Origin of the sequence: Silanimonas sp., from assembly GCF_027531545.1 — a bacterium.
Classification (GTDB): Bacteria; Pseudomonadota; Gammaproteobacteria; order Xanthomonadales; family Xanthomonadaceae; genus Silanimonas.
In genome coordinates, this window is the sequence record NZ_JAPZSC010000020.1 from 81,701 (window position 1) to 106,349 (window position 24,649).

Genomic DNA, 24,649 nt, shown 5'->3' on the forward strand with positions numbered 1-24,649 from the left:
CAGGCGTCCATCGACGGGAACCGGGGTGGAACGAAGGATGGGGCCTTGGAACACGACCGGCTTGCGCTGGATCAACGCGGAACCGCAATGCCTTCGCGAACGAAACGCAGACGCAAGGGACCGACGCCTTGCACGCCGCCCGCTCCCTTCCAGCCCCGCGCGGAATCCGCGCAGCGCAGTTCGGCTACACCCGGCGCCGCGGGCAACTGCACGCTGGCTCCGCAACGCCAGGCCAGGCGCTGCGCGACCGTGCGCAAGGCCCCGGCGTCGAAGGCGCTCTCGGGCAGCGGTGCGCGCTGGCGAGTGGCGCGCGAGGCCTCGGCGTCGAGGACGAGGCTGACGCGTTCACCGCCCTCGGCCGACGCCTCGGGCTCGACCACCAGCGCGGCGCCCGGCACGAGGTACCAGGCCTCGACCTCGTCGCGCATCGCCGCATCGCGGCGCATCACCCATCCGCCCGATTCACCGACCGCGCGGATCTCGCGACGACCGTCCTGCTCGCGGACCAGCAGCGCCGACGTCTCGTCCGCGCCATAGCCCCAGCGCGCATCGGCCGCCTGCATCGCCATCATCAGGCGCAACTCGCGCGCGCGCTCCGAGAAGTGCGTGTCGACGATCGCGCCTTCCGCCAGCCGCAGCCCTCCGGCCGGCCACAGCGTCAGCGTGTCCTCGGGTAGGCCGCCGCAGCGCCCGCCACGCGCGCAGCCCGGCTCGGGCGGCGGCGCCACGCGCGCGGCACGCGACACGGCGGCTTCGACATCGCCATTGCCCAGCATCCACGACCCGCTCTGCACCGCCGCGCCCGCGCTGGTGCCGCCGACGACCACGCGGCCTTCCGCATGCGCCTGCCGCAGTTCCAGCAGCCAGTCATTCGGCGAATCGTCGGCCCGCACGAAGGACTGCCGATGCCGCCACTGGTCGCCACCGGCGAAGAACACGCCCTGCACCTGCAGCATCAGCGCCGGCTGCGACGCGCAGTGCGCGCGCTGGTAATCGGCGAGGTCGGGGTACACGGCCTCGCGGTTGGGGAGACGGAGGCGCTCGACGCGAAGTCGCGGCAGCGCCGCGCAATCCCCCGACTCGAAGCGCGCCGCGGCCGCGGCCGCATCCACCGGCCACCACACCGCGTCGGCGCCGAGTTCGCGGAACACATCGACGTAGAAATCCACCGCATCCATCGGGTCGAAGCCGGAGGCCGTGACCACGGCGATCTTCGGCCGTCCCGTGGTTCGCGCCTGCGCTTCCGCGACGAACGCACGCAGCACCTCGACACCGCCGCGAACGCGGCTGCGCGATGGCAGTGCGCGTTCGAGCGGGCGCGCGCCACCGTCCGTGCGCTGGGGCACTTCCATGGCGGCCAGAACCGCCGCGCGTTCGACATCCAGCAGCACCGACCACGGCCGGCGGCGGTCCGTTTCAGCGCAACCATCACCGAGGCAGGCCCGGGCGAATGCCGATTCCAGACGCGATGCATCGAACGCGCCGCCCTCATCCCGACCCGTCGCGGCCAAAGCGCGCTGCGCCTGCGCGAGCATCGCCGCTACGTCATCGCGCGAAGGCGCGCCGGGCAAGGACCACAGGGCCGGATCGAGCGCGCGGGCGATGCCCGCGTCGTCGATGCGGAACCTCGCCGGGCCGCGTGTCGCGTCGGTCGGCGCCGTCGCGCACGACCGTGGCGAGAGGTCGGAACAGATCGCCAGCGCACCGCCCGCCAGCATCAGGCTGCGCGTCGGCCCGTCGGCCGGGGCGGACGCCCAGGCGACGCTGCCGATCCCCGTGAAGGCCATCAATGCCGCGCGCAAAAACAGTGAATCCATGTCCGAAACGACCCCGATCAACGACGGAAGGCGCCGATGTTTAGCAGGTTTCATCCGTCGGCACTTGACGGCGTGGAAATGAACAAAGTATGAAAGTGGCACGTTTCCGGTCCACCGAAATGCCCAAGCCACGCAACCACATCCGGCACATCGCCCGGACTTTCTATCTCAGCGAGTGGTGGGACGAGTAGATCCCATCGGCTGAGCCCCTTCGTGCCGCAATGGCGCGAAGCGAGGTTGCGTTCGCGTTGCCGTCGCTCGATGGCGGCGCCGTGCATCGGGGCCATCCGCGCCCCACGACCAGACCCTGACGACTGCGCCTCCGGCGTGGCCGCCTGTCGACCCTGAGGAAACCGCCATGCTGTCCAAGAAGCCCCTCAGCGCGATGATCGCGCTGCTCCTCGCCACGTCCGTCGCCGCCCAGGCCCCAGCGCCGGCGGCCGAAACCGACGACGCCAAGACCCTCGACGCCGTCACCGTCACCGGTACCAACCTGCGCGGCGTCGATCTCGCCGAAGCGCAGCCGGTGCAGGTCATCGACGCCGCCAAGATCGAACGCCTCGGCCTCGCCTCGATGGGTGATGTCCTGAAGCTGATCTCGGAGACCGGCGGCGGCACCGGCAACTTCAGCACCGCCACCTCCGGAGTGCTGCAGGCCGAGTCGCCGGCCGGCATGGCCGGCGCCTCGCTACGCGGCCTCGGCGCCGGCTCCACGCTGACGCTGGTCAACGGCCGTCGCGTCGCCGCCAGCTCGTTCTCGAACGGCGTGCGATCCGAGAACTTCGTCGACATCAACGCCATCCCGATGGCCGCCATCGAGCGCATCGAGGTGCTGTCCGCGGGCGCCTCGGCCATCTACGGCGCCGACGCCGTTGCTGGCGTGATCAACGTGGTGCTGCGCCGCAGTTTCGACGGCATCCGCGCGGCGGTGAGTGTGGGCGATTCCAGCGCCGACAGCGATGAGGCCAAGCTCAACGCGAACTTCCTGTTCGGTTTCGGCAACGACACCGTCGACGGACTGCTAGTCATCGACGCCTTCAAGCGCAACGGCTTCTACAACCGCGACCGCGCGATCACCGAGAACGAGCGCGTGCCCTCGCAGCAGGGCATCTTCCCGAGCTTCAACGGCCGCGGATTCCCGCTGATCCGGGACCTCGTCGAAGCCGCCTGTCCAGACTCTCAACGTTTCGACGGCCGCCCGGGGTTCCCGGCGGCGTCCGCTTACCAGTACTGCTCGGTGGACCGCGCCGATTACACCGCGTTCGACCCCGAGCTCGAGCAGCTCGGCGCCTACGGCACGATTACTGCTCGCCTCGGCGAAAGCCTCGAGGCCTTCGGTGAACTGCAGGCACAGCGCAACAAGAGCTTCGCGACTGGCTCGCCGGCCGCCTGGGGCGGATCGGCCGGTGCGCGCATCGCTTTCAACCATCCGAATACGCCGGCCGAGCTACGCGCCCGCCTGCTCGCCGGCGGCCTCGGCGCCACGACCGATCTGCTCGGCTTCGGCCGCTTTCCGGATACGCGCCAGATTGAAGTCGAGACGAAGAACTGGCGCGCACTCGCCGGCCTGCGCGGCGATCTCAACGACGACTGGAGCTGGGAAGCCGCGGCCGGCTTCGGTCGCAGCGAGTCCGAACAGGTCGCCAGCGGCGGCATCTACAACGAGGCGCGCTTCCTCGCCGGCCTACGTGGCTTCCTTTGCGCCGACGGAACCACCACGTGCTCACCGACCTCGGGTGGCCTCTGGTACAACCCGTTCGGCGGGCAGGGCTCGCAAGATCCGCGCGTCCTCGCACTGGTGCGCGAGACGGTGCCGCGCAACGGTGAATCCACCACGACCAGCGCCGACTTCAAGATCAACGGCACGGCTGGCGCCATCGGCGGCCGCGACATCGCTTGGGCCCTGGGTGTGGAAGGCCGTCGCGAAAAGATCGCGGACCGCCCCTCGCCGCTTGCCGCGGTGAATCGCCTCACCGGCCGTCCAGGCGTGATCGGCTTCGGCTCGAAGTCGGCCGAGGCCGAGCGCGATGCGTCGGCCGTGTTCGTCGAATCGCTGCTCCCGTTCACGGAGACGTTCGACCTTCGCCTCGCCGGTCGCTACGACCACTACTCCGACTTCGGCGGCGACTTCAATCCGTCGGTTGGGCTGCGCTTCCGTCCGAGCGATACGCTGGTCTTCCGCGCTGGCTGGAACACCGGCTTCCGCGCGCCTTCGCTTGCGCAGGCCGGCAGCGGCACCACCGCGGCCTCGTTCACCCTGCCCTGCGGTACCGGCAGCGAGTTCTTCAACAACTTCTGCTCGCAGGGCACGCGTCCACAGAACATCCTCAGTCAGATCTTCGCCAACGAGGACCTGCAGCCGGAGAGCTCGGAAGCCTGGAACGCCGGTGCAGTGTGGTCTCCGGCCGAGCGCACCTCGTTCAGCGTCGACTACTGGAACTTCGACCAGAAGAACACGGTCGACGTCGATTACCTGCGCCTGCTTCGCCAGTCTCTCACCACGCCGTCGCTGATCTACACTTACTCCGACGGCACGCGACCGCGCCCGGTCGACGCCATCGGCATTGAGACCCGCACCGGCACTGCTTCGGGCCTCTCGACGGGCGAAGTGTTCGTCACGCTGCAGAACATCGGCGTGCAGCGCACCAACGGCTGGGACCTCGCCATCGACCACGGCCTGGCCGAGGACTTCCTCGGCGGCCGGCTCGACCTGTCGATCGACGCCACCCGCGTGCTCTCGTTCGAGCGCTCGGAATCGTGCTCGCCGCAGGTCGCGCCGCTGCGCGGCGACGGTGCTTGCGTCGGCGGCCAGCGCCTCGTCGAGCTGAATGGCGAGTACCGCTATCCGAAGTGGCGCGGCACCGTGGCGCTGGACTGGACCAGCGAGGACTTCGACGCCGCCGTGTGGGCCAGCTACACCGGCTCGTACTACGACGATTTCCGCTTCGACCCGGCGGCGATCTCGACCACCGCGCGCGTGGCTTCGTGGACGACCTTCAACGCCTCGTGGGGCTGGAACATCAACGAAACGCACCGCGTCTCGCTGCAGGTGAAGAACCTCACCGACCGCGATCCGCCGCGTGCCCTCGGCGCCAGCGCGTGGGTCGACACGTTCAACCACGACGCGATGGGCCGCTTCGTCACGCTGAACTGGATCGGCCGCTTCTGATCCTATGACCGGAACCCACCGGCTTGCCGGTGGGTTCCGGGGCAAGGACGCCCCACCTCTCCTGCGCTACCGTGGCCGCCCAACGCGGCCACGGCGCGTCGCGCTTCGCCCCTTCGTCCCGGACTTGCGAATGACTTCCACCGCCGCGCCGTCGCGCGCGCCCGACACGCTGCTGGTGCTTCTCGCCGTCGCCCTCGTGCTGGCGGCGATCGTGCCCTTCGTGCCTGCCGGCTTCTTCGCGCCCGGGCAGCCGATGTCGCTGGCGAGCTTCCAGCCCGGCGAGTCCGCCCTCGGCCTCACCCTGTTCTCGAGCGAGGCCGACACGCGCGGCCTGCTCAACCTGTTCTTCGACGGCTTCACCTCCGGCAGCCGCAACGGCGCTGCGATCGGCGTGATCGCCTTCGTGCTCACCGTCGGCGGCGCCTTCGGCCTCGTGCAGGCCAGCGGCGCCGTCGACAACGGCTTGAAGCGCCTCGTCGCGCGCTTCGGCCACCATCCGCGACTGCTGCTCGCCGTGCTGTTCGTCGCTTTCTCCACCGGCGGCGCGGTGTTCGGCATGGGCGAGGAGACCATCGCCTTCCTCGCCCTGCTGCTGCCGCTGATCCGGCGTCTGGGCTATCCGCCGGAAGTCGGCGTGATGGTCACCTACATGGCCAGCCAGATCGGCTTCGGCACCTCGTGGATGAACCCCTTCAGCGTCGCCGTGGCGCAGGGTATCGCCGGATTGCCGCTGCTGTCGGGCGCGCCGTTCCGGATGGCGATGTGGGCGGCCTTCACCGCGGTGGGGCTGGCCTTCGTCCTTCGCTACGCGACGGCACATCGCCGCGCACCGGAGGCGACGGATACGGACGACGGGACGGCCACCGCCGGCCCCGCGAGCGCGCCCCTCGGCTGGGTCGACCACGCCGTGCTGTGGGCGACGCTGGCCACGGTCACGTGGATCGTCTGGGGCGTCACCGTCGCCGGCTACTACATCGCCGAGATCGCCACGCAATTCTTCGCGCTCGGCCTGTTCGCCGGTGTCGCCGCGGTGATTGGCGGCCGCATCAGCGCCAACGCGGCAGTGCAGGCTTTCACCGATGGCGTGCGCGCGCTCGTGCCGGTCGTGCTGGTGATCGCCGTGGCCAAGGGCATGCTCGGCATCCTCGGCGGCAGCGACCCGCACGCGCCGTCCGTGCTCAACACCGCGCTCTACACCATGGGCAGCGCCATCGCCGGCATGCCCGAACTGGTCGCCGCGTGGGGCATGCTGGCGGCGCAGTCGGTGTTCAACTTCTTCGTCAGCTCCGGCAGCGCGCAAGCCACGATCACCATGCCGCTGATGGCGGGCCTCGGCGAACTCGTCGGCGTCAGCAAGCAGGTCAGCGTGCTGTGCTTCCAACTCGGCGACGGGTTCACCAACCTGGTGATCCCCACCTCCGCCGCCATGATGGGTGCCATCGGCGTGGCCGGCCTCGGCTGGCTCCAGTGGGTGCGCATCATCTTCCGCTTCATGCTGCTGCTGATGGCGCTCTCCGCCCTCACCGTGGCCCTTGCCGTCGGGATCGGTTATGTCTGAATTGCTGTGGATCCGCGACGCGGAGTTGATGACGCCGGCACCCGCCGGACGTGGCGATGTGCTGGTCGCGAACGGCCGCGTGCTGGCGATGGGCACGGGGCTCGACCCGCGCGGTTGCGGCGTGCCGGTGCGGACCATCGATGCCGGCGGGCACTGGCTCTGCCCCGGCCTCGTCGATGGCCTCGTGCACTTCGGCGGCGGCGGCGGCGAAGGGGGCTTCGCCACGCGCATGCCGCCGCTCGCCGCGGCGACCGCGCTCGCCGCGGGCGTCACCACGATGATCGGCGCACTCGGCACCGACGACGTCACCCGCAGCCACGCCGACCTGTTGGCCTGCGCGCGGGCGCTGGCCGCCAGCGGGCTCTCGGCATACACGCTCACTGGGTCCTATCAGGTACCGCCGGTCACGCTCACCGGCAGCGTCCGCGGCGACGTCGCCTTCATCCCGGAAATGATCGGCCTCGGCGAGATCGCCATCGCCGACCACCGCGGCTCGCAGCCCAGCGCCGCGGAACTGGCGCGCCTCGCGTCGGACGCGCGCGTGGGCGGCATGCTCGCCGGCAAGTCGGGCACGGTGCTCGTGCACTGCGGCGAAGCGCCCGAAGGGCTCGCGTTGCTGCGCGAGGCGAGCTCGCGCTGGCCGGTGCCGATCAAGCAGTGGCATCCCACCCATGTGAACCGCCATGCCGCGCTGCTCGCCGACGGCTTCGAGTTCGTGCGCGAAGGCGGCAGCATCGACTTCACCACCAGCAGCACGCCGGATTTCGTCGCCGCGGGCGAAGTTCCCGCCGCGCTCGCCTTGGCCGACGCCCTCGCCGCCGGCTTGCCGATCGAACGATTGACGATGAGCTCCGACGGCCAGGCCAGCCTGCCGCACTTCGATGCGCAGGGACGGCTGGTCTCGCTTGAGGTCGCGCCGATCGGCAGCCTGCTGTCCAGCGTCCGCGAGGCCGTGGAGCTGCACCGGCTGCCGCTCGCCACCGCGCTCGCCGCGGCCACGTCCTCGCCCGCGGCGGTTTGGGGACTGGCGACGAAGGGCCGCATCGCCCCGGGCATGGATGCCGACCTCGTCCTGCTCGACCGCGACACCTTGGGGCTGCGTTGGACGATGGCCGGCGGCAGGCTCTGATTGCCGCCTCGTGCGACGGCCGCTGAACGACGGCGTCGCAACGGGGAACCTTAAGTACGCATTCACTCCGGCGGCGGATGATGGATTGGCCCACCCGGAGACCGCCCCCATGCTGCGCCGCACCGCGTTCCTTGCCTTGTCGTCGCTGGTCCTGAGCGGCTGCGTCACCTACGAAGTCGTCGAGCGGCGCGTGTACCGCGAGGACGGCAGTTACACGCGCACGTACGATCCCTACGACGACGGTCGCCGCTACGAGGAGCGTTCGTACGATCGCTACGACGATCGCTACGACGATCGCTACGACCGTGACGGACGGGTCCGGCGCTACGAGTACGACGCGCCGCGCTACGGCGGCTACGACGACGATCCCTACGACCGCTGGTTCTACGGCTACCGCGGTTACGGCTCGGCGTGGGCGCTCGATCCGTACTTCGGCTACAGCGGTTCGTCGGTGCGCATCGTCTACGGCCATCGCGGCTACCGACCCACGTGGTACTGGTCCTCGTGGTATTCGCCGTCATGGTCGAACCGGTGGATCTGGTCGCCCTCCTGGAACAGCGGTTACCGGCCGTGGGGCGGCGGCTACTACCTCCATGGTTACGGTTATAGGTACGGCCGTGGCCGCGGCTACACGCCGTCAAGGCCGCACGTGCCGCGCCCGCAGGAGCCGCGCCCGGTGGAAGCGCGGCCGATGCCGAAGCCGGCCGTGCGCAGTGTCGGGCCCGACGTCTCGCTCCCGGTGATGACCGGCCCGAGCATTGGCGGCGAAGCGTTGCGCCCCGCGGCGCGCGAACAACACTGGGAACAACCCGACCAGCCCGCGGCGATGCCGGAGGCCATGCCACGGGCGAAGCCGCAGCCCGTGTTCGTCGACGCGCCGACGCAAGAGACGCCGATGCCGCGCTTCGAGCGCAAGCCGCACGAGGAACCGCCGCGCTTCGATGAACCCCGCTTCGAACCCCGCGAGGAGCCCCGCTTCGAACCCCGCGAGGAGCCCCGCTTCGAACCCCGCGAGGAGCCCCGCTTCGAACCCCGCGAGGAGCCCCGCTTCGAACCCCGCGAGGAGCCCCGTTTCGAACCCCGCGAGGAGCCCCGTTTCGAACCCCGCGAGGAGCCGCGTTTCGAACCCCGCGAGGAGCCCCGCTTCGAGCCGCGCGAGGAACCCCGCGAGGAGCAGCCCGTCGTCGAGGATCACCTCCAGTAGTCGACGGCCGGCGCCGCCCTGATATCGTCCGCAGATCGCAGGCTGCGGACGACCGACGTTGCCGAACCCTCTCCCGGAAACCGCCGCCGACCCGGCCTCCGTGACGCCGGGAGCCCGTAGCGTCGACTGGCGCGGGCGCAGCCTCGTCCTGCTTCAGTTCACCCTGCTGGCCTGCATCGCCAACAGCCTCGCGATGCAGCTGCCGGGCAGCACCCCGTTCCTCGTCGGGAACATGGCGGCGGTCGCCGTCGCGATGCGCTTCGGACTGCGCATGGGTTTGCCGGTGGCGCTGGTTGCCAGCGGCATCACGGGGAACCCGCTGTGGGTCTCGCTCGCCGTGCTCGAGTGCATTCTCGTCGCCCGATGGCGGCTGCAGCCATGGAGCCCGTTCACGCTGTGGTGGCGCGTCTGGCTGCCGCTGTCGCCCGTGGTCGCGTGGATCACCCTGCCCGCCGGCATCAACGATCCCTGGCTCTGGCTGGGCGGGTTCGCCGTGGTGCTGACGACCGGCGCCACGTCCATCGTCGGTGGCCGCCAGCTCGCCAGCGTCACGCGCTCGAGGCGGCAGCGCGCGGGCCAGCCCATGGCCCTGCAGCTTTCCGTCCAGCTCTCCACCCTGATGGCCGCTCCGGCGACAGTCGTCATCGCGATGCTGGTGCAATGGGGACACCAGGTCGACGTGCAACGCACGGCGCTGTTCATCGACGGCAAGGCCGAACAGCTGGCCGTCGGCACGTCGGAGGAAGTCCGCCGCCACCGCGATGCCGTGGCGCAGGCCGCGCTTTCCTTGCCCATCCTCGGCGCGCCGACCCTGCTGCGGCAGGTGTCGTCGGTGCACCCCGGATTCCTGTCACTGCTCAGCGCCGACGGCCTCGGCCAGGTCCAGTACTCGATGCTCCGGGGCGAAGCACCTCGCCAACGCGCCAGCGACGTCTCCGACCGCGCCTACTTCCGCGAAACCGTCGCCCGCGGCGAGCCCACCGTTTCGCCAGTGTTCCAGGGCCGCGGAATCGGCAGCGACCTGATCGTCGCCGTGGCCGCGCCCGTCCGGGCGAGCGATGGCCGCATCGATGGCGTATTGCAGGGCTCTCTCTCACTCGGCCAGCTGGTGCTGGAAGAACGCAACCGCCTCGATACCGCGGCCCTGCGCTATGCCGTCAGCGATGCCATCGGGCAGATCGTCATGTCCAGCCTCCCCGACCTGCCGGTGAAGACCAGCTCGGTGATCGCCCGCGGGCGCCTTGACGGCCACGCGGCCCAGCCGTGGTGGGCGCAGCGCCTCTACGCGGCACCAAGGCTGGTGTTCGATGCCAAGCAACAGTTCCTGGTGGCCGTGCACGACGTCGATGGCATCGCTTGGCAGGTGCGCGTGCTGCAGCCATTGCGCCCCCTCGAACGCCGGCAGACCCTGCGCTCCCTGCTGGCGGCCCTCCTCGTTCTGGCACTGATCGTCGGACTGCAGCGGCTCGCGCGGCGCTTCGCCGAGAGCCACGCGCGCGGGCTGGCGCAAGTGGTGGATCGCCTGCGGGGGCTCGACCCCTCGCGGAACGGCTCCCGGTTCGCCGGCGTGATGGAAGCGAGCAGTGCCGAACTGTCGGAACTCATCCACGATTTCGAGGCGGCCGAGTCGCGGCTGCAAGCGATGCATGCGGCGCTCCGCGACGCCGCCGAACAGCAGCAGGCGCTGAACCGCGAACTGGAGGCGCGCGTCGAAGAGCGCACCATCGAACTCCGCCAGGCTTTGTCGCGCGCCGAGCATCTGGCCGCGGCGAAATCCAGCTTCCTCGCCAACATGAGCCACGAGCTGCGGACGCCGTTGGCGGCGATTCTCGGTTACTCGGAACAGGGCCTTCGCGACGAGGCAGGGCCTGGCGAGATGCGTCGCAGCCTGCAGACGGTCGTGCGCAACGGCCGCCACCTGCTCGAGATCGTCAACGACGTGCTCGATGCCAGCAAGATCGAAGCCGGCCAACTGCGCGTACAACAGCAACCGGTCGCGCCGCTGCCGTTGCTGGGCGAGGCCATCGAGCTGCTGCGTCCACGCGCCCTGGAGAAGAACCTGCAGCTCGTGCTCTCGGCCCACTGGCCGCTGCCGGCGAAGGTGCTGGCCGACCCGCTGCGCCTGAAGCAGGTGCTGCTGAACCTGCTCAGCAATGCCATCAAGTTCACGCCGCACGGCTTCGTCGCGGTACGCGTCCGTGCCGACGCCGCCACCCGCCATTGGTCAATCGAAGTCGAGGACACCGGCATCGGGATGGACGCGGCGCAGTGCGAGCGCGTGTTCCAACGCTTCGAGCAGGCCGACGACTCGACCACCCGGAGCTACGGTGGCACCGGGCTCGGCCTGTACATCTCGCGCCAGCTCGCGCGGCAGATGGGCGGCGACCTGACGGCCACCAGCACGCCGGGCACCGGCAGCCGGTTCCTGCTGGCACTGCCGATCGGCCTCGATGCGCCCTGGCTCGAAGACGGCGAGGACCTACCGGCGACCGAAACACCGCTGCAGCGCGAGACGCCGCGCCTGCGCGGCCGCGTGCTGCTGGCGGACGACGTCGACGACCTGCGCGCGCTGCTGCGCGCCCGGATCGAGGCCACGGGCGCCGAGGTCATCGAGGCCGTGAACGGTCGCGAGGCCCTGGACCGCCTCGCCGCCGCGGCGCCGGATCTCGTCCTGATGGACATGCACATGCCGGTGATGGACGGCCGCGACGCGGTGGCGCAGCTCCGCCGCGAGGGCCACGCGATGCCGGTCTACGCCTGCAGTGCCGATGTGATGGAGGACGACGTCGCGGCATTCATCGCGCTCGGCTGCAACGGCGCACTCGCCAAGCCGGTCGACATCGATGCGCTGCATGCCGTGCTGGCACGCCACCTGCTGGCGGCCGACATGACGGCACCGATGGTGCCTGCGCCCTCCCCCATTCCAGTGGCCCCCAGCACCCCGGCGGCGGCGCCCGACCCCCTGGCCGCGGCACTGGCCCAGATCCGCCAGCGCTTCAGCGCCAAGGTGCCCGAGGAGCGCGCGGCCTTGGCCGAAGCCCTCCAGCTCGTTTCGGCAGGCCAAGGCCGGGAGGCCCTCGTGCAGCTCGCCCATCGCCTCAAGGGCAGCGCCGGCACCTTCGGCTTCGACGAGGTGAGCAGCGCAGCGGGCGCCCTCGAACGAGCGGCCAAGGTCCCCTCGGAGCCCATCGAGGGGCTCGCGACGACGCTCGACCATGAACTCGCCGCCCTACAATCCGACGGGCCCTCGACCCGTCCGAAGGACGCCCCACCGTGAACCTGCGCCCCCTGCAGCACATCCTCTGCGCCGATGACGACGCCGACATGCGGATGATCCTCGAGGTCGCGCTCGGCACCCTGGGCGGCTGGCGGGTCACTCTCGCCGCCGACGGGGAAGAGGCCATCGCCGCCGCGCGCAGCGACCGGCCCGACCTGATCCTTCTCGACGCCTCGATGGCCGGTGGCATGGGTGGCGCGCAAGCCCTCGGCGTGCTCCGTTCCGACCCCGAACTGGCCGCGATCCCGGTGGTCTTCGTCACGGGCTTGGCGACGGACGCCGATCGCGCCTCGTTCCAACGCTTCGGTGCCGTCGACCTGATTGCCAAGCCGTTCGACCCGCTGACCCTCGCGGCGCGCGTGCGGGCCATCTGGCAGGACTTGCCGGGCTAAGCCCGGATTCCGGGCAAAAAAAAGCCAGGAGCTCCCCCCGGAACTCCTGGCTTGTGTTCCGGCCCTCCTGGCTGCGACGCTCTCGCGCGGCTGCCACGCCCCCCGGCGCTGGAATATGGCTGGAACATTTCCATGATGCCTCAACCACAACGATTGCGCATCATGAATTTGTCAATCGGCGTCAAACCGTGCCGGCCATCCCACCCCGGGCCGGGCGGCGCCGGGGGCCGAACTAGCGGCCGCCGCCGGGCAGCACGAAGCGCGAGGCGATTTCCGAAAGCTGGTGGGCCTGGTCGCTCATGGACTGCGCCGAGGCGGCCATCTCCTCCACGAGGGCGGAGTTGGCCTGCGTCGACTGGTCCATCTGGGTGACGGCGTTGTTGACCTCGCCGAGCCCCTTGGCCTGCTCGATGCTCGCTGCGGTGATCTCGCCGATGATGTCGGCCACCTTCTGCGACGAGCCGACGATCTCGCTCATGGTGCGACCAGCGCGCTGGGCGACGTTGGCACCTTCGGCGATCTTGGTCACCGATTCGTTGATGAGCTGGGCGATCTCCTTCGCGGCGGTCGCGGAGCGCTGCGCCAGCGCGCGCACCTCGGCGGCGACCACGGCGAAGCCACGGCCCTGCTCGCCAGCGCGTGCGGCTTCGACGGCGGCGTTCAGCGCGAGGATGTTGGTCTGGAAGGCGATCCCGTCGATGGTGGTGGTGATGTCCGCCATGCGCCGCGAGCTGTCCTCGATGTCGCGCATCACGCGCACCACGGCCTCGACGGTCTGGCCGCCGTCGCCGGCCACTTCGGCGGCGCGCGTCGCGATCTGCTTGGCCTGCTGCGCGTGCTCGGCGCTCTGCTTGATCGTCGCCGTCATCTCCTCCATCGCCGCGGCGGTCTCTTCGATGCTGGCCGCGGCCTGCTCGGTGCGCTTGGAGAGATCCATGTTGCCGGAGGCGATCTCGGCCGCCGCATCGTTGATGGCGCCGACGGCCTGCTGCACCTCCCCGATCGCTTGGGCGAGGGCTTCAGCGGTGGCGTTGGCGTTGCTGTTGAGCTCGCCGAAGCTGCCCATCATCTGGGCGGTCGAACGCACGGTGAGGTTGCCCTCGGCGAGGGCGGCCATGGTGCGCTGCACCTCGTCGATAGCCTGCGCCGTGAGGTCCATCAGCGAGTTGAAGATGCGGCCCAGTTCGGCGTAGCGCTCCTCGCCGGTATTGACTTCGACACGCGCGGTGAGGATGCCGGCGGCGGCCTTCTGGGCCGCGTTGCGAAGCTGGTGGCGGAAGTTCGTGTCCGCGGTGCGGTCCTGCCACTCCACAGCAGTACCGATGCGCTGCCCATCGACATCGAACACCGGGGTCGCCGCCAGGTCGAAATGCATTGCGCCGAGCGAAAGGCGGGCGCGGTGCGTGGCCTTCAGGCCGACGATCAGATTGCGCTGCTGCCCGGGTTCGCCATCGAACGGGTCGAAGGCGCTTCCCATCACCCGGTCGGCGCGGAACTCGGGCTGGCGCTCGCGAACCACCGCTTCGCCGTCCCTGAGCACCTTGGCGACCGCCGGATTCATGTAGACGATCTTCCCGCCGGCGTCGGCAATCATCATGCCGCTGGTGGCCACGTCGAGCGCACTGCGCACGCGGGCGTTCTCGGTGGCGATCTCGCGCTCGCGCTCGATCTGCTCCCACAGCTTGGCCTGCATGGTGTTGAGGGCGCGCAGCAGGTCGCCCAGCTCGTCCTCCGACTGGATCTCGATCGGGTTGTCGAGCTGCAGGTTGGCGATGCGGCCCGCCACCTTGACGCTGTAGGCCACCGAGCGGGTCACCGCCGCGGCGATGCGCCAGAGGATCAGGGCCATCAGGCCCAGCAGCGCGACCAGCGACACCGACGTGAGCGCGAGGCTGCGCTTCGCATTCGCGAGGTTCTCCGTCGAGAGCGCCTCCATGTCCTTGGCCGCCAGGGCCACGAAGGCCCGCTGGGCCTCCATCGCCGCGGAGAACTGCTCGAAGTACGCCACCACATCGGCCGGCGGCGGCGCACCGTCCAGCTGCGCCTGCAGGGCCTCGCGGGCGGCGGCGCGGCGCGCTTCGACGTCCGCTTCGGCGGGCTCGTAACGGGCGGCGAGGTCCGTTCGCTGCGCGAGCACTTTGGCGAGCTCGCGATCGTTCACCGCCATCGCGCCGTCTTCCAGCGCCAGCAGCGAATGCAGGCGGCCCGCGAGCACCGGATCGGCGTTGCCGCCCATCGCATGGTGCATCGCACGGGTACGCATCTGGCCCTGCAGCTCCAGCACGTGCGGCGCGGTGACCGCAACGAGGTTCTGCAGGTGGTAGATGTCGACGAAAGGCGTGTAGGTGTAGGCGGACTCGTCGTGCAACACATCGAGCACCGCGTAATAGCGGGCGATCAGCGCGGTGAACTGCTCGAACGAGGCATTCGTGTCGAGACCACTGCTGGCGATCGCCTCGCGCAGGGCCGTTTCGTCGGCCGCAAGCGCTTCGAGGCCGGCCTGCGTGCCGGCGAAGCGGCCATCCGCTTCGCCCAGATGCTTCACCAGCGCCTCGCGCTGGGTCGTCGCCTTGCCCAGCGCCGCGTCGAGTGCCGCCTGCTGGTCGGCGAAACCGGCCAGCACCAGGGCGTGCCGGCCACGGGCTTCCTGCAGGGCCACCAGCACATCGAGCATTTCGACCAGCGGCCGGGCGCCGGCCACCTCGGATTCACTGATGTCGACGGCCGCCGACGTGCTGCGAATGTAGAGGCCAGCGGGAATGCCCGCGGCGATCAGGGCGAGCAGCGCGATCAACTGGAACTTCCGGGCGACCGAAAGCCGGCCAAGCATCGACGTCAACGACAGCATCGCGATTCCCCCCTGATGGACCGCCCAGCCCCGACGGCTGCGGTCCCGAGCATAAATCGATTGCCGAAGCCAGCAAGGCGTCGGCGATCTCGTTTTCACAGTTGTTGATGCCGCCCTTGATGCGATCGCCACGCCGTTACCGGCGTGGTGATTGAGTTCCTCAGAACTCGGTCCATTCGCCCTCGGACGCGCCGTCCGACTTGCCCCGCGAAGCCCCCGGTTTCGGCGTTTCGACGCGCGCCGCCGGACGCGCCGCCGGCTTTGCGGCGGCCTTCGGCGCGGGTGCTGCGGAAGCGGGCTTGGCCGGAGCGCGCGGTGCCGGGCTGGTGGCGCGCATGTTGCGCGTGCCGCCAGTGGACGGCGCGGCCATGGCGCTGCCGGCGGAGCGAGCCGACGAGCCCGCTGCGGCGGCCGGCGCGGCCGTGTCGGCGATCTTGAAGCGGCCCACGGCTTCGGCGAGCTGCTGGGCCTGGTCTTCCATCGAACGCGCGGCGGCGGTGGCTTCTTCAACCAACGCGGCGTTCTGCTGCGTGGTCTCGTCCATCTGCGTGATGGTCTGGTTGACCTGCTCGATGCCGGTGCTCTGCTCGGCCGAGGCCGCGCTGATCTCGGCCATGATGTCGGTGACGCGCTTCACCGAGCCGACGATCTCGGCCATGGTGGCGCCGGCCTGCTGCACGAGCCGCGAGCCCTCGCCGACGGTTTCCACCGAGGCTTCGATCAGCTCCTTGATCTCCTTCGCCGCCTGCGCCGAACGCCCGGCGAGGCTGCGGACCTCGCTCGCGACGACCGCGAAGCCGCGGCCCTGCTCGCCGGCACGCGCGGCTTCCACCGCGGCGTTCAGCGCGAGGATGTTGGTCTGGAAGGCGATGCCATCGATGGTGCTGATGATGTCGGCGACGCGCTTCGACGAATCCTCGATCTCGCGCATCGTGGTGACGACCTTGCCCACCACTTCGCCGCCCTGCTCGGCGACGCCGGCGGCGCCGCTGGCGAGCTGGTTGGCCTGGCGCGCGGAGTCGGCGTTCTGCTTCACCGTCGCGGTGAGCTCTTCCATCGAGGCGGCGGTCTCCTCGAGGTTGGCCGCCTGCTGCTCGGTGCGCGCGGAGAGGTCCTGGTTGCCGGCGGCGATCTCGGAGGCCGCGGTGTTGATCTGGCCGGCCGCCATCTGGATCTGCCCGATCAGCGAACGCAGCTGGGTGACGCTGCCCTCGATGCTGTCGCGGATCTCGGCGAACTGGCCCTCGTAGTGGCCGTCCATCCTTGCCGTCAGGTCGCCCTGCGCGACGAGGCCCATCACGCGACCGATCTCGGTGAGGGTGCCGCGGGTGCCGGCGAAACCGGCATTCAGGGCAGTCGCGAGCGTCAGGAAGAAGCCGCTCTTGCCCTCTTCGGCGATGGCCTTCGAGAAGTCGCCGCGGGCCGTGGCCTGCACCACGCCCTGCACTTCGGCTTCGACCGAAACTTCGTCGGTGCGGTCGCGCCAGTCGACGAGGGTGCCAAGGCGCTCGCCCTCGGCGTTGCGGATCGGCGTGGCGCTGAGCTGGAAGATGCGGCCGACGAATTCGCGCTCGACCACGTGGGTGTCGGTGATGGACGCGAGTGCATCGGCAGCGAGCACGTCGATGCCGGTCAGCTCGCCGAGCGAGGAACCGACGAGGTTCGCGGCGGTGAAGCCCGGCGAGCGCTGGGCGATGCGCTCCTCGAGGTCGGCAAAGCGGTGCGAGAGCGAGCCATTGGCGTAGATCACCTGCCCGCCGTCATCGGCGATCAACACCGCGGCGCTGGCACTGTCCAAGGCGTTCTTGATGCGCAGGTTGGCCTCGGCCACGAGGCGGTCGGCCTCGATGCGGCCATTGAGGTCGTTCTGCATGCGATTCAGCGCCGCGAACAGGTCGCCGATCTCGTCCTTGCGCTTGGTGTCGATGACGTTGTCGAGCTTGCCGCCGGCCACGGCGTTCGCGATGGTCACGGCCGAGTTGACGCCCTTCGAGATGGCGCGGGCGATCAGCAGGGCCAGCACGACGGCCAGCACGATGGCGACCAGCAGGCTGGTCCAGATCACGCCCTCCGCGGTCTCGTAGGCCTCTTCCGCGCCGGTGCGCGCAGCGGTGGAGCCCTGCAAGCCGTAGTCGACGCGCTCCTGGATCAGCGTGGCGACTTCCTCGTACTTGGCGCGGTTGTCGGCGAGGAACATGTCCAAGGCCTCGTCGACGAAGCCCATGTCATAGGCCGAGGTGACTTCGCCGGTGTTGGCCACGTAGGCCTCCCAGGCCGCCTTGATCGCAGCGACCTTGGCCTTGTCTTCCTCGTTGATGGCGGTGGATTCCAGCGAAACCAGCAGATCCTCGAAGTTGAACTTGTGATTCTCGATCTCACCGCGCGCCGACTCCTTGGCCTCCTCGGAGGTGCGCAGCACGAGTCGGAAGTTCTGCAGGCGGTAGGCCGCAGCTTCCGACTTGAGGTCCTGCGAGGTCGTCAGTTCGACCATCCAGCGCTGGGAGATCTCGGTCGTGGCGTCGTTGAGCGTATTGAGCCCGCGGAAGGCGCTGACGGCCAACACGATGATGAGAACGACGACCACGCCGAAGGCGAGCAGCAGTTTCGGGGCGATCTTGAGGTTGCGCAGCCAGTCCATTCGGAATCCTTGCACTCGAATGTGGCCCCCGGCCCGGAAGGGTCGGAGGAAAACGGATTACTTGACCTTGAGGTTGCGCGCGCCGCGCACGACGATCTCGGGGCGGCCATTCGATGTGCGGATCTCGCCGGTGACACAAACCGTCTTGCCGGTCAGCGTGTCGGGTGCCGGATTGAAATCGCCGCGATCGCGACCCCAGATGCGGGCCGAGAACTTGTGGCCGGGGAAGTTGCCGCCCATGAAGAGGAAGGTCGGCTGGCCTTCGGCATTCTCGGCAAAGCGGGCGCCGTCGACGACGCCACACACCGTGCCTTCCTTGCCAACGAACTGGGCGGCCTGCACGACGGGGATCTCACCGCGGATGCGGTTGCTGCCGGCCTGGGCCATGGCGGAAGGACTGGACGTCGCGCAGAACCACACGACGCAAAACGCAGCGACACCGGAACGCATGCTCACGAAGCACCCCCTGGTCGATTCGCCGGGACGGACCCGGACGGTCAATGCATGATGAACCTATCCAAGCCGTGATCGGCGGCGCCCGGACAGGCTTGAACGCGAATTGACGATTCCCCTCTTGGGGGATCGTGGCACAGCGCACGACGCGCCGCGAGGGGCACGTCGCCCTTCGGCCGATTCCGTCACGAGACCTTGAGGTTGCGGGCCCCGCGGACGACGATCTCGGGCCGGCCATTGGCCGTGCGGATATCACCGGTCACGCAGACCGTGCGGCCGGCCAGGGTCTCGGGCGCCGGGTCGAAGTCGCCGCGGTCGCGGCCCCAGATGCGGGCCGAGAACTTGTGGCCGGGAAAGTTGCCGCCCATGAAGAGGTAGGTCGGCTGGCCTTCGGCGTTCTCGGCGAAGCGCGCGCCATCGACGACGCCGCATACCGTGCCCTCCTTGCCGACGAACTGGGCGGCCTGGACGACGGGGATCTCACCGCGGATGCGGTTGCTTCCGGCCTGCGCGCTGGCGGACGAAGCGACGACGAGGCTGGCGACGGCGGCGGTGCAGAGCAGGAGGGTGCGCATGACGGTTTCCTTTCGGTCGAATGAGGTGGCACGGCGGGGTGGGCGGATGCTGGGCCGACGCGCCCCGCACTTGCCAGCGCCGAGCTCGCGTTCCGTGACGGGCTTGGCTCGGGCGTTGTTCATTCCGTGACGGAGTTCGACGCTTATGCTTCGCGCATGCCGGCCTACCCCCCTCTTGTCCTGCGCGCGACGCTGATCCTGCTCGCCCTGCTGCTCGGCGGCTGCGCCAGCCGCCAGGGCCCCGACCTCGAGACGCTCTACGCCCGGGCCGCCAGCGACCCGACCCAGCCGCCGGTCATCGTCATCCCCGGCCTGATGGGCTCGCGGCTCGTCGACCGCCGGACCGGCGAGGAGCAATGGCCCGGTTCGCTCTCGACCATGGCCTTCAGCGACTACGCGCGGCTCGCCCGCATCGGGCCGGACTGGGAGACGGACGACGGCCTCGTCGCCGGACCGCTGATCCGCGACTTCGGGCGTTACGACATCTACGGCCAGCTGCTCGGCACACTGGAGGGCGCCGGCCGCTTCGCCCCCGGCGAGCCGGGCCACCCGCCCACCAACGGCTGGCGACGGCGCTACTACACGCTGGCCTACGACTGGCGGCAGCCGAACATTGTTGCGGTGCGGCAGCTGCACGCGCTGATCGACCAGATCCGCAAGGATTTCGACGACCCGAACCTTCGGGTGGACATCCTCGCCCACAGCAACGGCGGGCTGATCGCGAACTATTACCTGCGCTATGGCCCGGAAGACGTGCTGGAGGCCGCCCAGCCGCAGCCCTGGGCGGAGGGCGGGAAGCGCGTCCGGCGGGTGGCCATGCTCGGCACGCCGAACCTCGGCTCGGTGTCCAGCCTGCGCCGGCTGCAGCAGGGCTTCCGCTTCGGGCTGCGCACGGTACCGATCGAGGCCCTGGCCAGCTTCTCGACCGTCTTCGAAACCCTGCCGCACCCGCACACGCAGGTGGTGTACGACCGCGGGGGCCGCGCCCTGCCGCTCGACCTCTACGACCCCACGATCTGGCGCGACAACCGCTGGTCGGTGTTTTCGCCCGAGGTGGAGGCGCGGGTGCGCGAGGCCTGGGGCGACGGCGCGGAAGGGCGGCTGGTGCTCTCGGTGATGCAGGCCAACTTCGAGCGCAACCTGCGCCGCGCGCGCCGATTCAACGAGGCCTTGGCCCGCCCCTTCCCGACGAAGGGGCTGCGCATGGCGGCCTTCGGCGGCGATTGCGAGCTGACGCTGTCCGGCGCGGTGCTGGAAACGGTGGGCGAACGCGCCGTGCTGGCCTTCGAGCCCGGCGAGGTCGATGCGCCGATCGACGGCGTCGACTACGAAGGGCTGATGCGCGCCGCCGGCGACGGGCTGGTGACGCGCGAATCGCAGGACGCCGGTGCGCACGGCTTCGTGCCGCTGCGGCAGAGTTTCTTCCTGTGCGAGAACCACGGCCGGCTGCTGGCGAACCGCTACTTCCAGAACAACCTGCTGAACTTCCTGCTGAGCCCCTGAGCACCGGCGGGCACGGTGCCGTGACGCCCGCCCGCTAGAATCGCCGCATGACCTCGCCCCGCTCCCCCTTCGACGCGCTGAAGCCGCTCGCCGGCCGCCTGCTCGAAACCGCGCTCAACCGCGCCCTGGCGCTCGACCCGGAAACGCGGGCCGCGCTGGCTCCGCTCGACGGACAGCGCCTGCAGCTGCACCTCGAATCCCCGCCGCTGGCGATGGAGCTGCGCGTCGACGGCGAGGCGCTGCGCGTCGGCCCGGCGCAGGGCGAAGAGCCCGACCTCGCGGTGCGCGCCGGCCTCGGCGCCCTGCTCGGCCAGCTGCCCTTCCTCAAGTCCTCGGGCGCGACCCCGGTGGGCAAGGTGCGGATCAGCGGCGACGCCGAACTGGCGCGCCAGCTGCAGCGCCTGGCCGAAGGCTTCGACCCCGACTGGGAGCAGCCCTTCGCCGACGCCCTCGGGCCGGTGATCGGCCCGCAGGTCGCGAAGGCCGTGCGTGCCGGATTGCGCGAGGCGCGGGTGCAGGGCGCCGCGTTCGCCAAGGCCGGTGCCGACTACCTCACCGAGGAATCGCGCGACCTCGTGCCGAAGGCCGAGCAGCAGGCCTTCTTCGATGACGTCGATGCGCTGCGCGACCGCGTGGAGCGGCTGGCCGCCCGCGTCGCGCGCCACCACGCTTCGGGGCCCGCCGGATGATCGCCGCGCCGCTGCGCGCGCTGCGCATCGTCCGCGTGCTGTTCAAGCACCGGCTCGACGCCCTGCTCGAAGGCACGCCGTTCGCCAAGCTGCGCTGGGTGCTGCGCCCGCTCGGCCGCGGCACGTCGGACACACCACGGGGCGAGCGCCTGCGCGCCGCGCTGGAGGAGCTGGGGCCGATCTTCGTGAAGTTCGGGCAGATCTTGAGCACGCGCCGCGACCTGCTGCCCGCCGACGTGGCCGACGCCCTGGCCCTGCTGCGCGACCGCGTGCAGCCTTTCGACGGTGCGGAGGCCCGGCGCATCATCGAGGCGCAGCTCGGTCAGCCCATCGATGTGCTTTACGCCGAATTCGACGAGACGCCGCTGGCCTCGGCCTCGATCGCGCAGGTTCATGCCGCACGCCTTCGGAACAGCGATGGCAGCGCCGGCCGCGCCGTGGTGGTGAAGGTGGTGCGTCCCGGCATCGACCGTCAGATCGACGCCGACCTCTCGCTGCTGAAGGCGCTGGCCGAGGTGGCCGCGAAGACGCACCCGCGCGCCGACAAGATCCGCCCGCACGAGGTCGTGGCCGAGATCGAGACCACGCTGCGCGGCGAACTCGACCTGCAGCGCGAAGGCGCCAACGCCTCGGTGCTGCGCCGGTTCTGGCTCGACAGCGACGACCTCTACGTGCCCGAGGTGTTCTGGACGCATTCGCACGAGCGCGTGCTGACGCTCGAGCGCGTCACCGGCATTCCGTCGGACGACATCGCGGCCCTTGAGGCCGCCGGCATCTCGCGCGAGAAACTCGCCGCCAAGGGCGTGCGGGTGTTCTACACGCAGGTGTTCCGCGACAACTTCTTCCACGCCGACGCGCATGCCGGGAACATCTGGGTCGACGACGACCCCGCGCGACGCGACAACCCGCGCTTCATCGCGCTGGACTTCGGGATCATGGGCCAGCTCTCGGCCAACGATCAGTACTACCTCGCCGAGAACTTCATGGCGATCTTCCAGCGTGACTACCGCCGGATCGCCGAGCTGCACGTCGAAGCCGGCTGGATGCCGGCGCACCTTCGCCTCGACGATCTGGAGGCGGCGACGCGCGCCGTGTGCGAGCCCTACTTCACCCGCCCGCTCGCCGAGATCTCGCTGGGCGAGGTGCTAGTGAAGCTGTTCAAGACCGCGCAGCAGTACGAACTCACGCTGCAGCCGCAGCTGATCCTGTTGCAGAAGACCCTGCTGAACATCGAAGGCGTGGCCCGCCACCTCGACCCGAAGCTCGACATCTGGGCGGTGGCGCAGCCGGTGCTCACCGAGATCCTGAAGAAGCGCTACAGCGCGGCGTGGCTGGCCGAGGAATTCAAGAAGCGCCTGCCCGAGATCATCACCCGCGCGCCGGAGTTCCCGCGCCTGATCCACGGCTTCCTCGCGCAGCAGGTGGAAGGCCGGCACCGCATCCGCATCGACTCCACCGACATCGCCGACCTGGCGCGGATTTCGGCGATCAACCAGCACGCCGCGGTCTACGCCATCCTCGGTGCCGGCCTGATGATCACTGCGGCCGTGCTGTTCGGCTTCGATGCCGGCGGCCCGGCCTGGGGCGGCGTGCGCGCGGCGACCTGGATCGCCGGCGCCGGCGCGCTGGCCTGCTTCGTCGCCGCCTGGCCGCGGCGGCGATGAGCGGCACCGACGCCGAACACACGCCGGAAGACCTCGCCGTCCCGGTCCTGTACGCCGACGCGCAGCTCGCCGTCGTCGACAAGCCCGCGCGCCTGATGGCGCACGACAGCGGCCTCGCCCGCGGCGAGAACGACTTCCTCGCCGACCGCCTGCGCGCGCAGTTCGGCCGGCCCGTGCACCTGATCCACCGGCTGGATCGCGCCACCTCGGGCTGCCTGCTGCTGGCCTTCGACAAGGACACGGCCCGCGCCTTGGGCGAGCAGTTCATGACCCGCGCCGTCGAGAAGACCTACCTCGCCGTGTGCCGGGGTTGGCCCGAGCCCGCGGAAGACGTGATCGACCACCCGCTCGACGGTGGGCCCGGCAAGCCGGAGAAGAAGCCGGCGCAGACGGCGTACCGGGTGCTGGCCACCGGCGCGATGCCCTGGGCCTACGGCGAGCACGCCGAGTCGCGTTTCGCGCTTTTGGAGTGCACGCCACACACCGGGCGCTTCCGGCAGATCCGCCGGCACCTGAAGCACCGGCATCACCACCTGATGGGCGACACCAGCCACGGCGACGGCGCGCGCAACCGCATGTTCCGCATGCACCTCGGCGTGCACCGGATGCTGTTGCATGCGTGGCGACTCGCCTTCACGCACCCGGTCGACGGCCGGCGCGTGGTCGTGGAGGCGCCGCTGGATGCCGAATTCGTGAAGGCCTTGGCCGCGCTGGGCTGGGCTGGACGACCGCCGCCGCCTCGTGACGCGGGGCAGCTTGAATCGTCGTGGGCCGCGCCCTAGCCTCGGCCCATGGTCCGCTTCCCCGCCCTCGCCGCCGCCGTCCTGAGCACGCTGCTGCTCGGTGGCGGCGTGTCGCCGGTCGAGGCGCAGACGCTGGCGCAACGCGTGGCGGAAAAGACGGTCCGCTACCCCGGTCGCGCCGAGGAACCCGGCGACGTGCGCGGTGCGTTCGCCGCCGACCTGCTGGCGCTGGTGCTGGCGAAGTCGGACGAGGGGTTCCGCCTCGAGATCGTCGGCGGCATGAACCAGCCACGGCGCATCCAAGCGGCGCACGACGGACTCGTCGACGTCGTGGTGCTGCCGCACCAGGCGTCGGCGAAGTCGCGATTGGTCCCCGTCCGCCATCCGCTGCAGCGCGGCCTGCTCGGGGTCCGCGTGCTGCTGGCCCGCCCGGAGATGGCCGAGCGCCTGATGACCATCGGGTCGCTCGAGGAGCTCAAGCGCGGCTACGTGATGGGCTACGGCGCGAACTGGCTCGATCGCGACGTGATGGCCGGCCTCGGTTTCCGCATGGAGTACGGCAGCCGCTACACCGACCTGTTCGAAATGCTGCGTGCCGGGCGCTTCGACTACCTGACCCGCGGCGTTGGCGAACTGCACGCGGAACGCCAGCAGCCGCAGCTCGCGGGCTCCGACTTGGTCGTCGTGCCGGGCATCGCCCTGTACTACCCGCTGGATCACTATTTCCACGTGTCGCCCCAACGCCCGGCGCTGGCGCGGTCGATCGAGCGCGGCTTCCAGCGCGCGCTGGCGGACGGCAGCTATGCCGCGTTGTTCGAACGCCACTACGGCGAGGCCATGCGTGAGATCGGCCTGAGCGAGCGCAGCATCGTCCATGTGCTCGGCTACCCGGTGCCGTCCGAAACGCCGCTCGAGGAGTTCGACGTGCTCGGGTTGGTGCGCTCGCGGGGCGTCTTCCAGCCCTTGGGCGAGCCCGTGGGCGCGGAGTAG

General features: G+C 70.1%; 16 protein-coding genes. 11 read left to right on the forward strand and 5 right to left on the reverse strand.

Annotation, left to right across the window (positions count from 1 at the left end; translation table 11 throughout):
* Nucleotides 1–71 precede the first annotated feature (71 nt).
* Nucleotides 72–1,817: a hypothetical protein gene (locus tag O9280_RS13145; RefSeq protein ID WP_298343560.1), complete on the reverse strand. Its 1,746-nt coding sequence runs from the start codon at nt 1,815–1,817 to the stop codon at nt 72–74.
* Nucleotides 1,818–2,175: 358 nt separating this feature from the next.
* On the opposite strand from O9280_RS13145, the gene O9280_RS13150 reads away from it, so the two are divergent.
* The 6 genes from O9280_RS13150 to O9280_RS13175 all read left to right on the forward strand — a co-directional run bounded on the left by O9280_RS13150 (nt 2,176) and on the right by O9280_RS13175 (nt 12,546).
* Nucleotides 2,176–4,986 (forward strand): TonB-dependent receptor, encoded by a 2,811-nt coding sequence (locus O9280_RS13150; protein ID WP_298343563.1) that lies wholly within the window; start codon nt 2,176–2,178, stop codon nt 4,984–4,986.
* A 130-nt stretch (nt 4,987–5,116) separates the two neighbouring features.
* The gene (yfcC, locus tag O9280_RS13155; RefSeq protein WP_298343566.1) at nt 5,117–6,544 is read left to right on the forward strand and encodes a putative basic amino acid antiporter YfcC; all 1,428 of its coding nucleotides are present in this window, start codon (nt 5,117–5,119) and stop codon (nt 6,542–6,544) included.
* Nucleotides 6,537–7,673: a beta-aspartyl-peptidase gene (gene iadA / locus O9280_RS13160; RefSeq protein ID WP_298343569.1), complete on the forward strand. Its 1,137-nt coding sequence runs from the start codon at nt 6,537–6,539 to the stop codon at nt 7,671–7,673. Before yfcC ends, iadA begins: the two co-directional genes overlap by 8 nt.
* 109 nt (nt 7,674–7,782) lie before the next feature.
* Nucleotides 7,783–8,877, forward strand: a complete 1,095-nt coding sequence (locus O9280_RS13165) for a hypothetical protein (RefSeq protein WP_298343571.1) — start codon at nt 7,783–7,785, stop codon at nt 8,875–8,877.
* A 58-nt stretch (nt 8,878–8,935) separates the two neighbouring features.
* Nucleotides 8,936–12,154, forward strand: a complete 3,219-nt coding sequence (locus O9280_RS13170) for an ATP-binding protein (RefSeq protein WP_298343573.1) — start codon at nt 8,936–8,938, stop codon at nt 12,152–12,154.
* Nucleotides 12,151–12,546 carry a response regulator gene (locus tag O9280_RS13175; RefSeq protein WP_298343575.1) on the forward strand — a complete coding sequence of 132 codons (396 nt, stop codon included), beginning with the start codon at nt 12,151–12,153 and terminating at the stop codon, nt 12,544–12,546. The genes O9280_RS13170 and O9280_RS13175 overlap by 4 nt, the downstream gene beginning before the upstream one ends.
* A gap of 232 nt (nt 12,547–12,778) precedes the next feature.
* On the opposite strand, the gene O9280_RS13180 is transcribed toward O9280_RS13175, so the two are convergent.
* The 4 genes from O9280_RS13180 to O9280_RS13195 form a co-directional block, all read right to left on the reverse strand.
* A complete protein-coding gene (locus O9280_RS13180) occupies nt 12,779–15,394 on the reverse strand; it encodes a methyl-accepting chemotaxis protein (protein ID WP_298343577.1) in 2,616 nt (871 codons plus the stop codon).
* Between the two features lie 160 nt (nt 15,395–15,554).
* Nucleotides 15,555–18,032, reverse strand: a complete 2,478-nt coding sequence (locus O9280_RS13185) for a methyl-accepting chemotaxis protein (protein WP_298343582.1) — start codon at nt 18,030–18,032, stop codon at nt 15,555–15,557.
* A 57-nt stretch (nt 18,033–18,089) separates the two neighbouring features.
* Nucleotides 18,090–18,482 (reverse strand): hypothetical protein, encoded by a 393-nt coding sequence (locus O9280_RS13190; protein ID WP_298343727.1) that lies wholly within the window; start codon nt 18,480–18,482, stop codon nt 18,090–18,092.
* Nucleotides 18,483–18,670: 188 nt separating this feature from the next.
* Nucleotides 18,671–19,060 carry a hypothetical protein gene (locus tag O9280_RS13195; RefSeq protein ID WP_298343585.1) on the reverse strand — a complete coding sequence of 130 codons (390 nt, stop codon included), beginning with the start codon at nt 19,058–19,060 and terminating at the stop codon, nt 18,671–18,673.
* A 156-nt stretch (nt 19,061–19,216) separates the two neighbouring features.
* Here O9280_RS13195 and O9280_RS13200 point away from each other — a divergent pair, with 156 nt between their 5' ends.
* Genes O9280_RS13200 through O9280_RS13220 form a run of 5 tightly spaced genes read left to right on the forward strand, consistent with a single transcriptional unit; the run spans nt 19,217 to nt 24,649 of the window.
* Nucleotides 19,217–20,563, forward strand: a complete 1,347-nt coding sequence (locus O9280_RS13200) for a hypothetical protein (protein WP_298343587.1) — start codon at nt 19,217–19,219, stop codon at nt 20,561–20,563.
* 47 nt (nt 20,564–20,610) lie between these two features.
* Nucleotides 20,611–21,252: an SCP2 sterol-binding domain-containing protein gene (locus O9280_RS13205; protein WP_298343590.1), complete on the forward strand. Its 642-nt coding sequence runs from the start codon at nt 20,611–20,613 to the stop codon at nt 21,250–21,252.
* Nucleotides 21,252–22,916 (forward strand): ubiquinone biosynthesis regulatory protein kinase UbiB, encoded by a 1,665-nt coding sequence (gene ubiB / locus O9280_RS13210; RefSeq protein ID WP_298343729.1) that lies wholly within the window; start codon nt 21,252–21,254, stop codon nt 22,914–22,916. The genes O9280_RS13205 and ubiB overlap by 1 nt, the downstream gene beginning before the upstream one ends.
* Nucleotides 22,913–23,698 (forward strand): pseudouridine synthase, encoded by a 786-nt coding sequence (locus tag O9280_RS13215; protein ID WP_298343593.1) that lies wholly within the window; start codon nt 22,913–22,915, stop codon nt 23,696–23,698. Before ubiB ends, O9280_RS13215 begins: the two co-directional genes overlap by 4 nt.
* A gap of 9 nt (nt 23,699–23,707) precedes the next feature.
* Nucleotides 23,708–24,649 carry a hypothetical protein gene (locus tag O9280_RS13220; RefSeq protein ID WP_298343595.1) on the forward strand — a complete coding sequence of 314 codons (942 nt, stop codon included), beginning with the start codon at nt 23,708–23,710 and terminating at the stop codon, nt 24,647–24,649.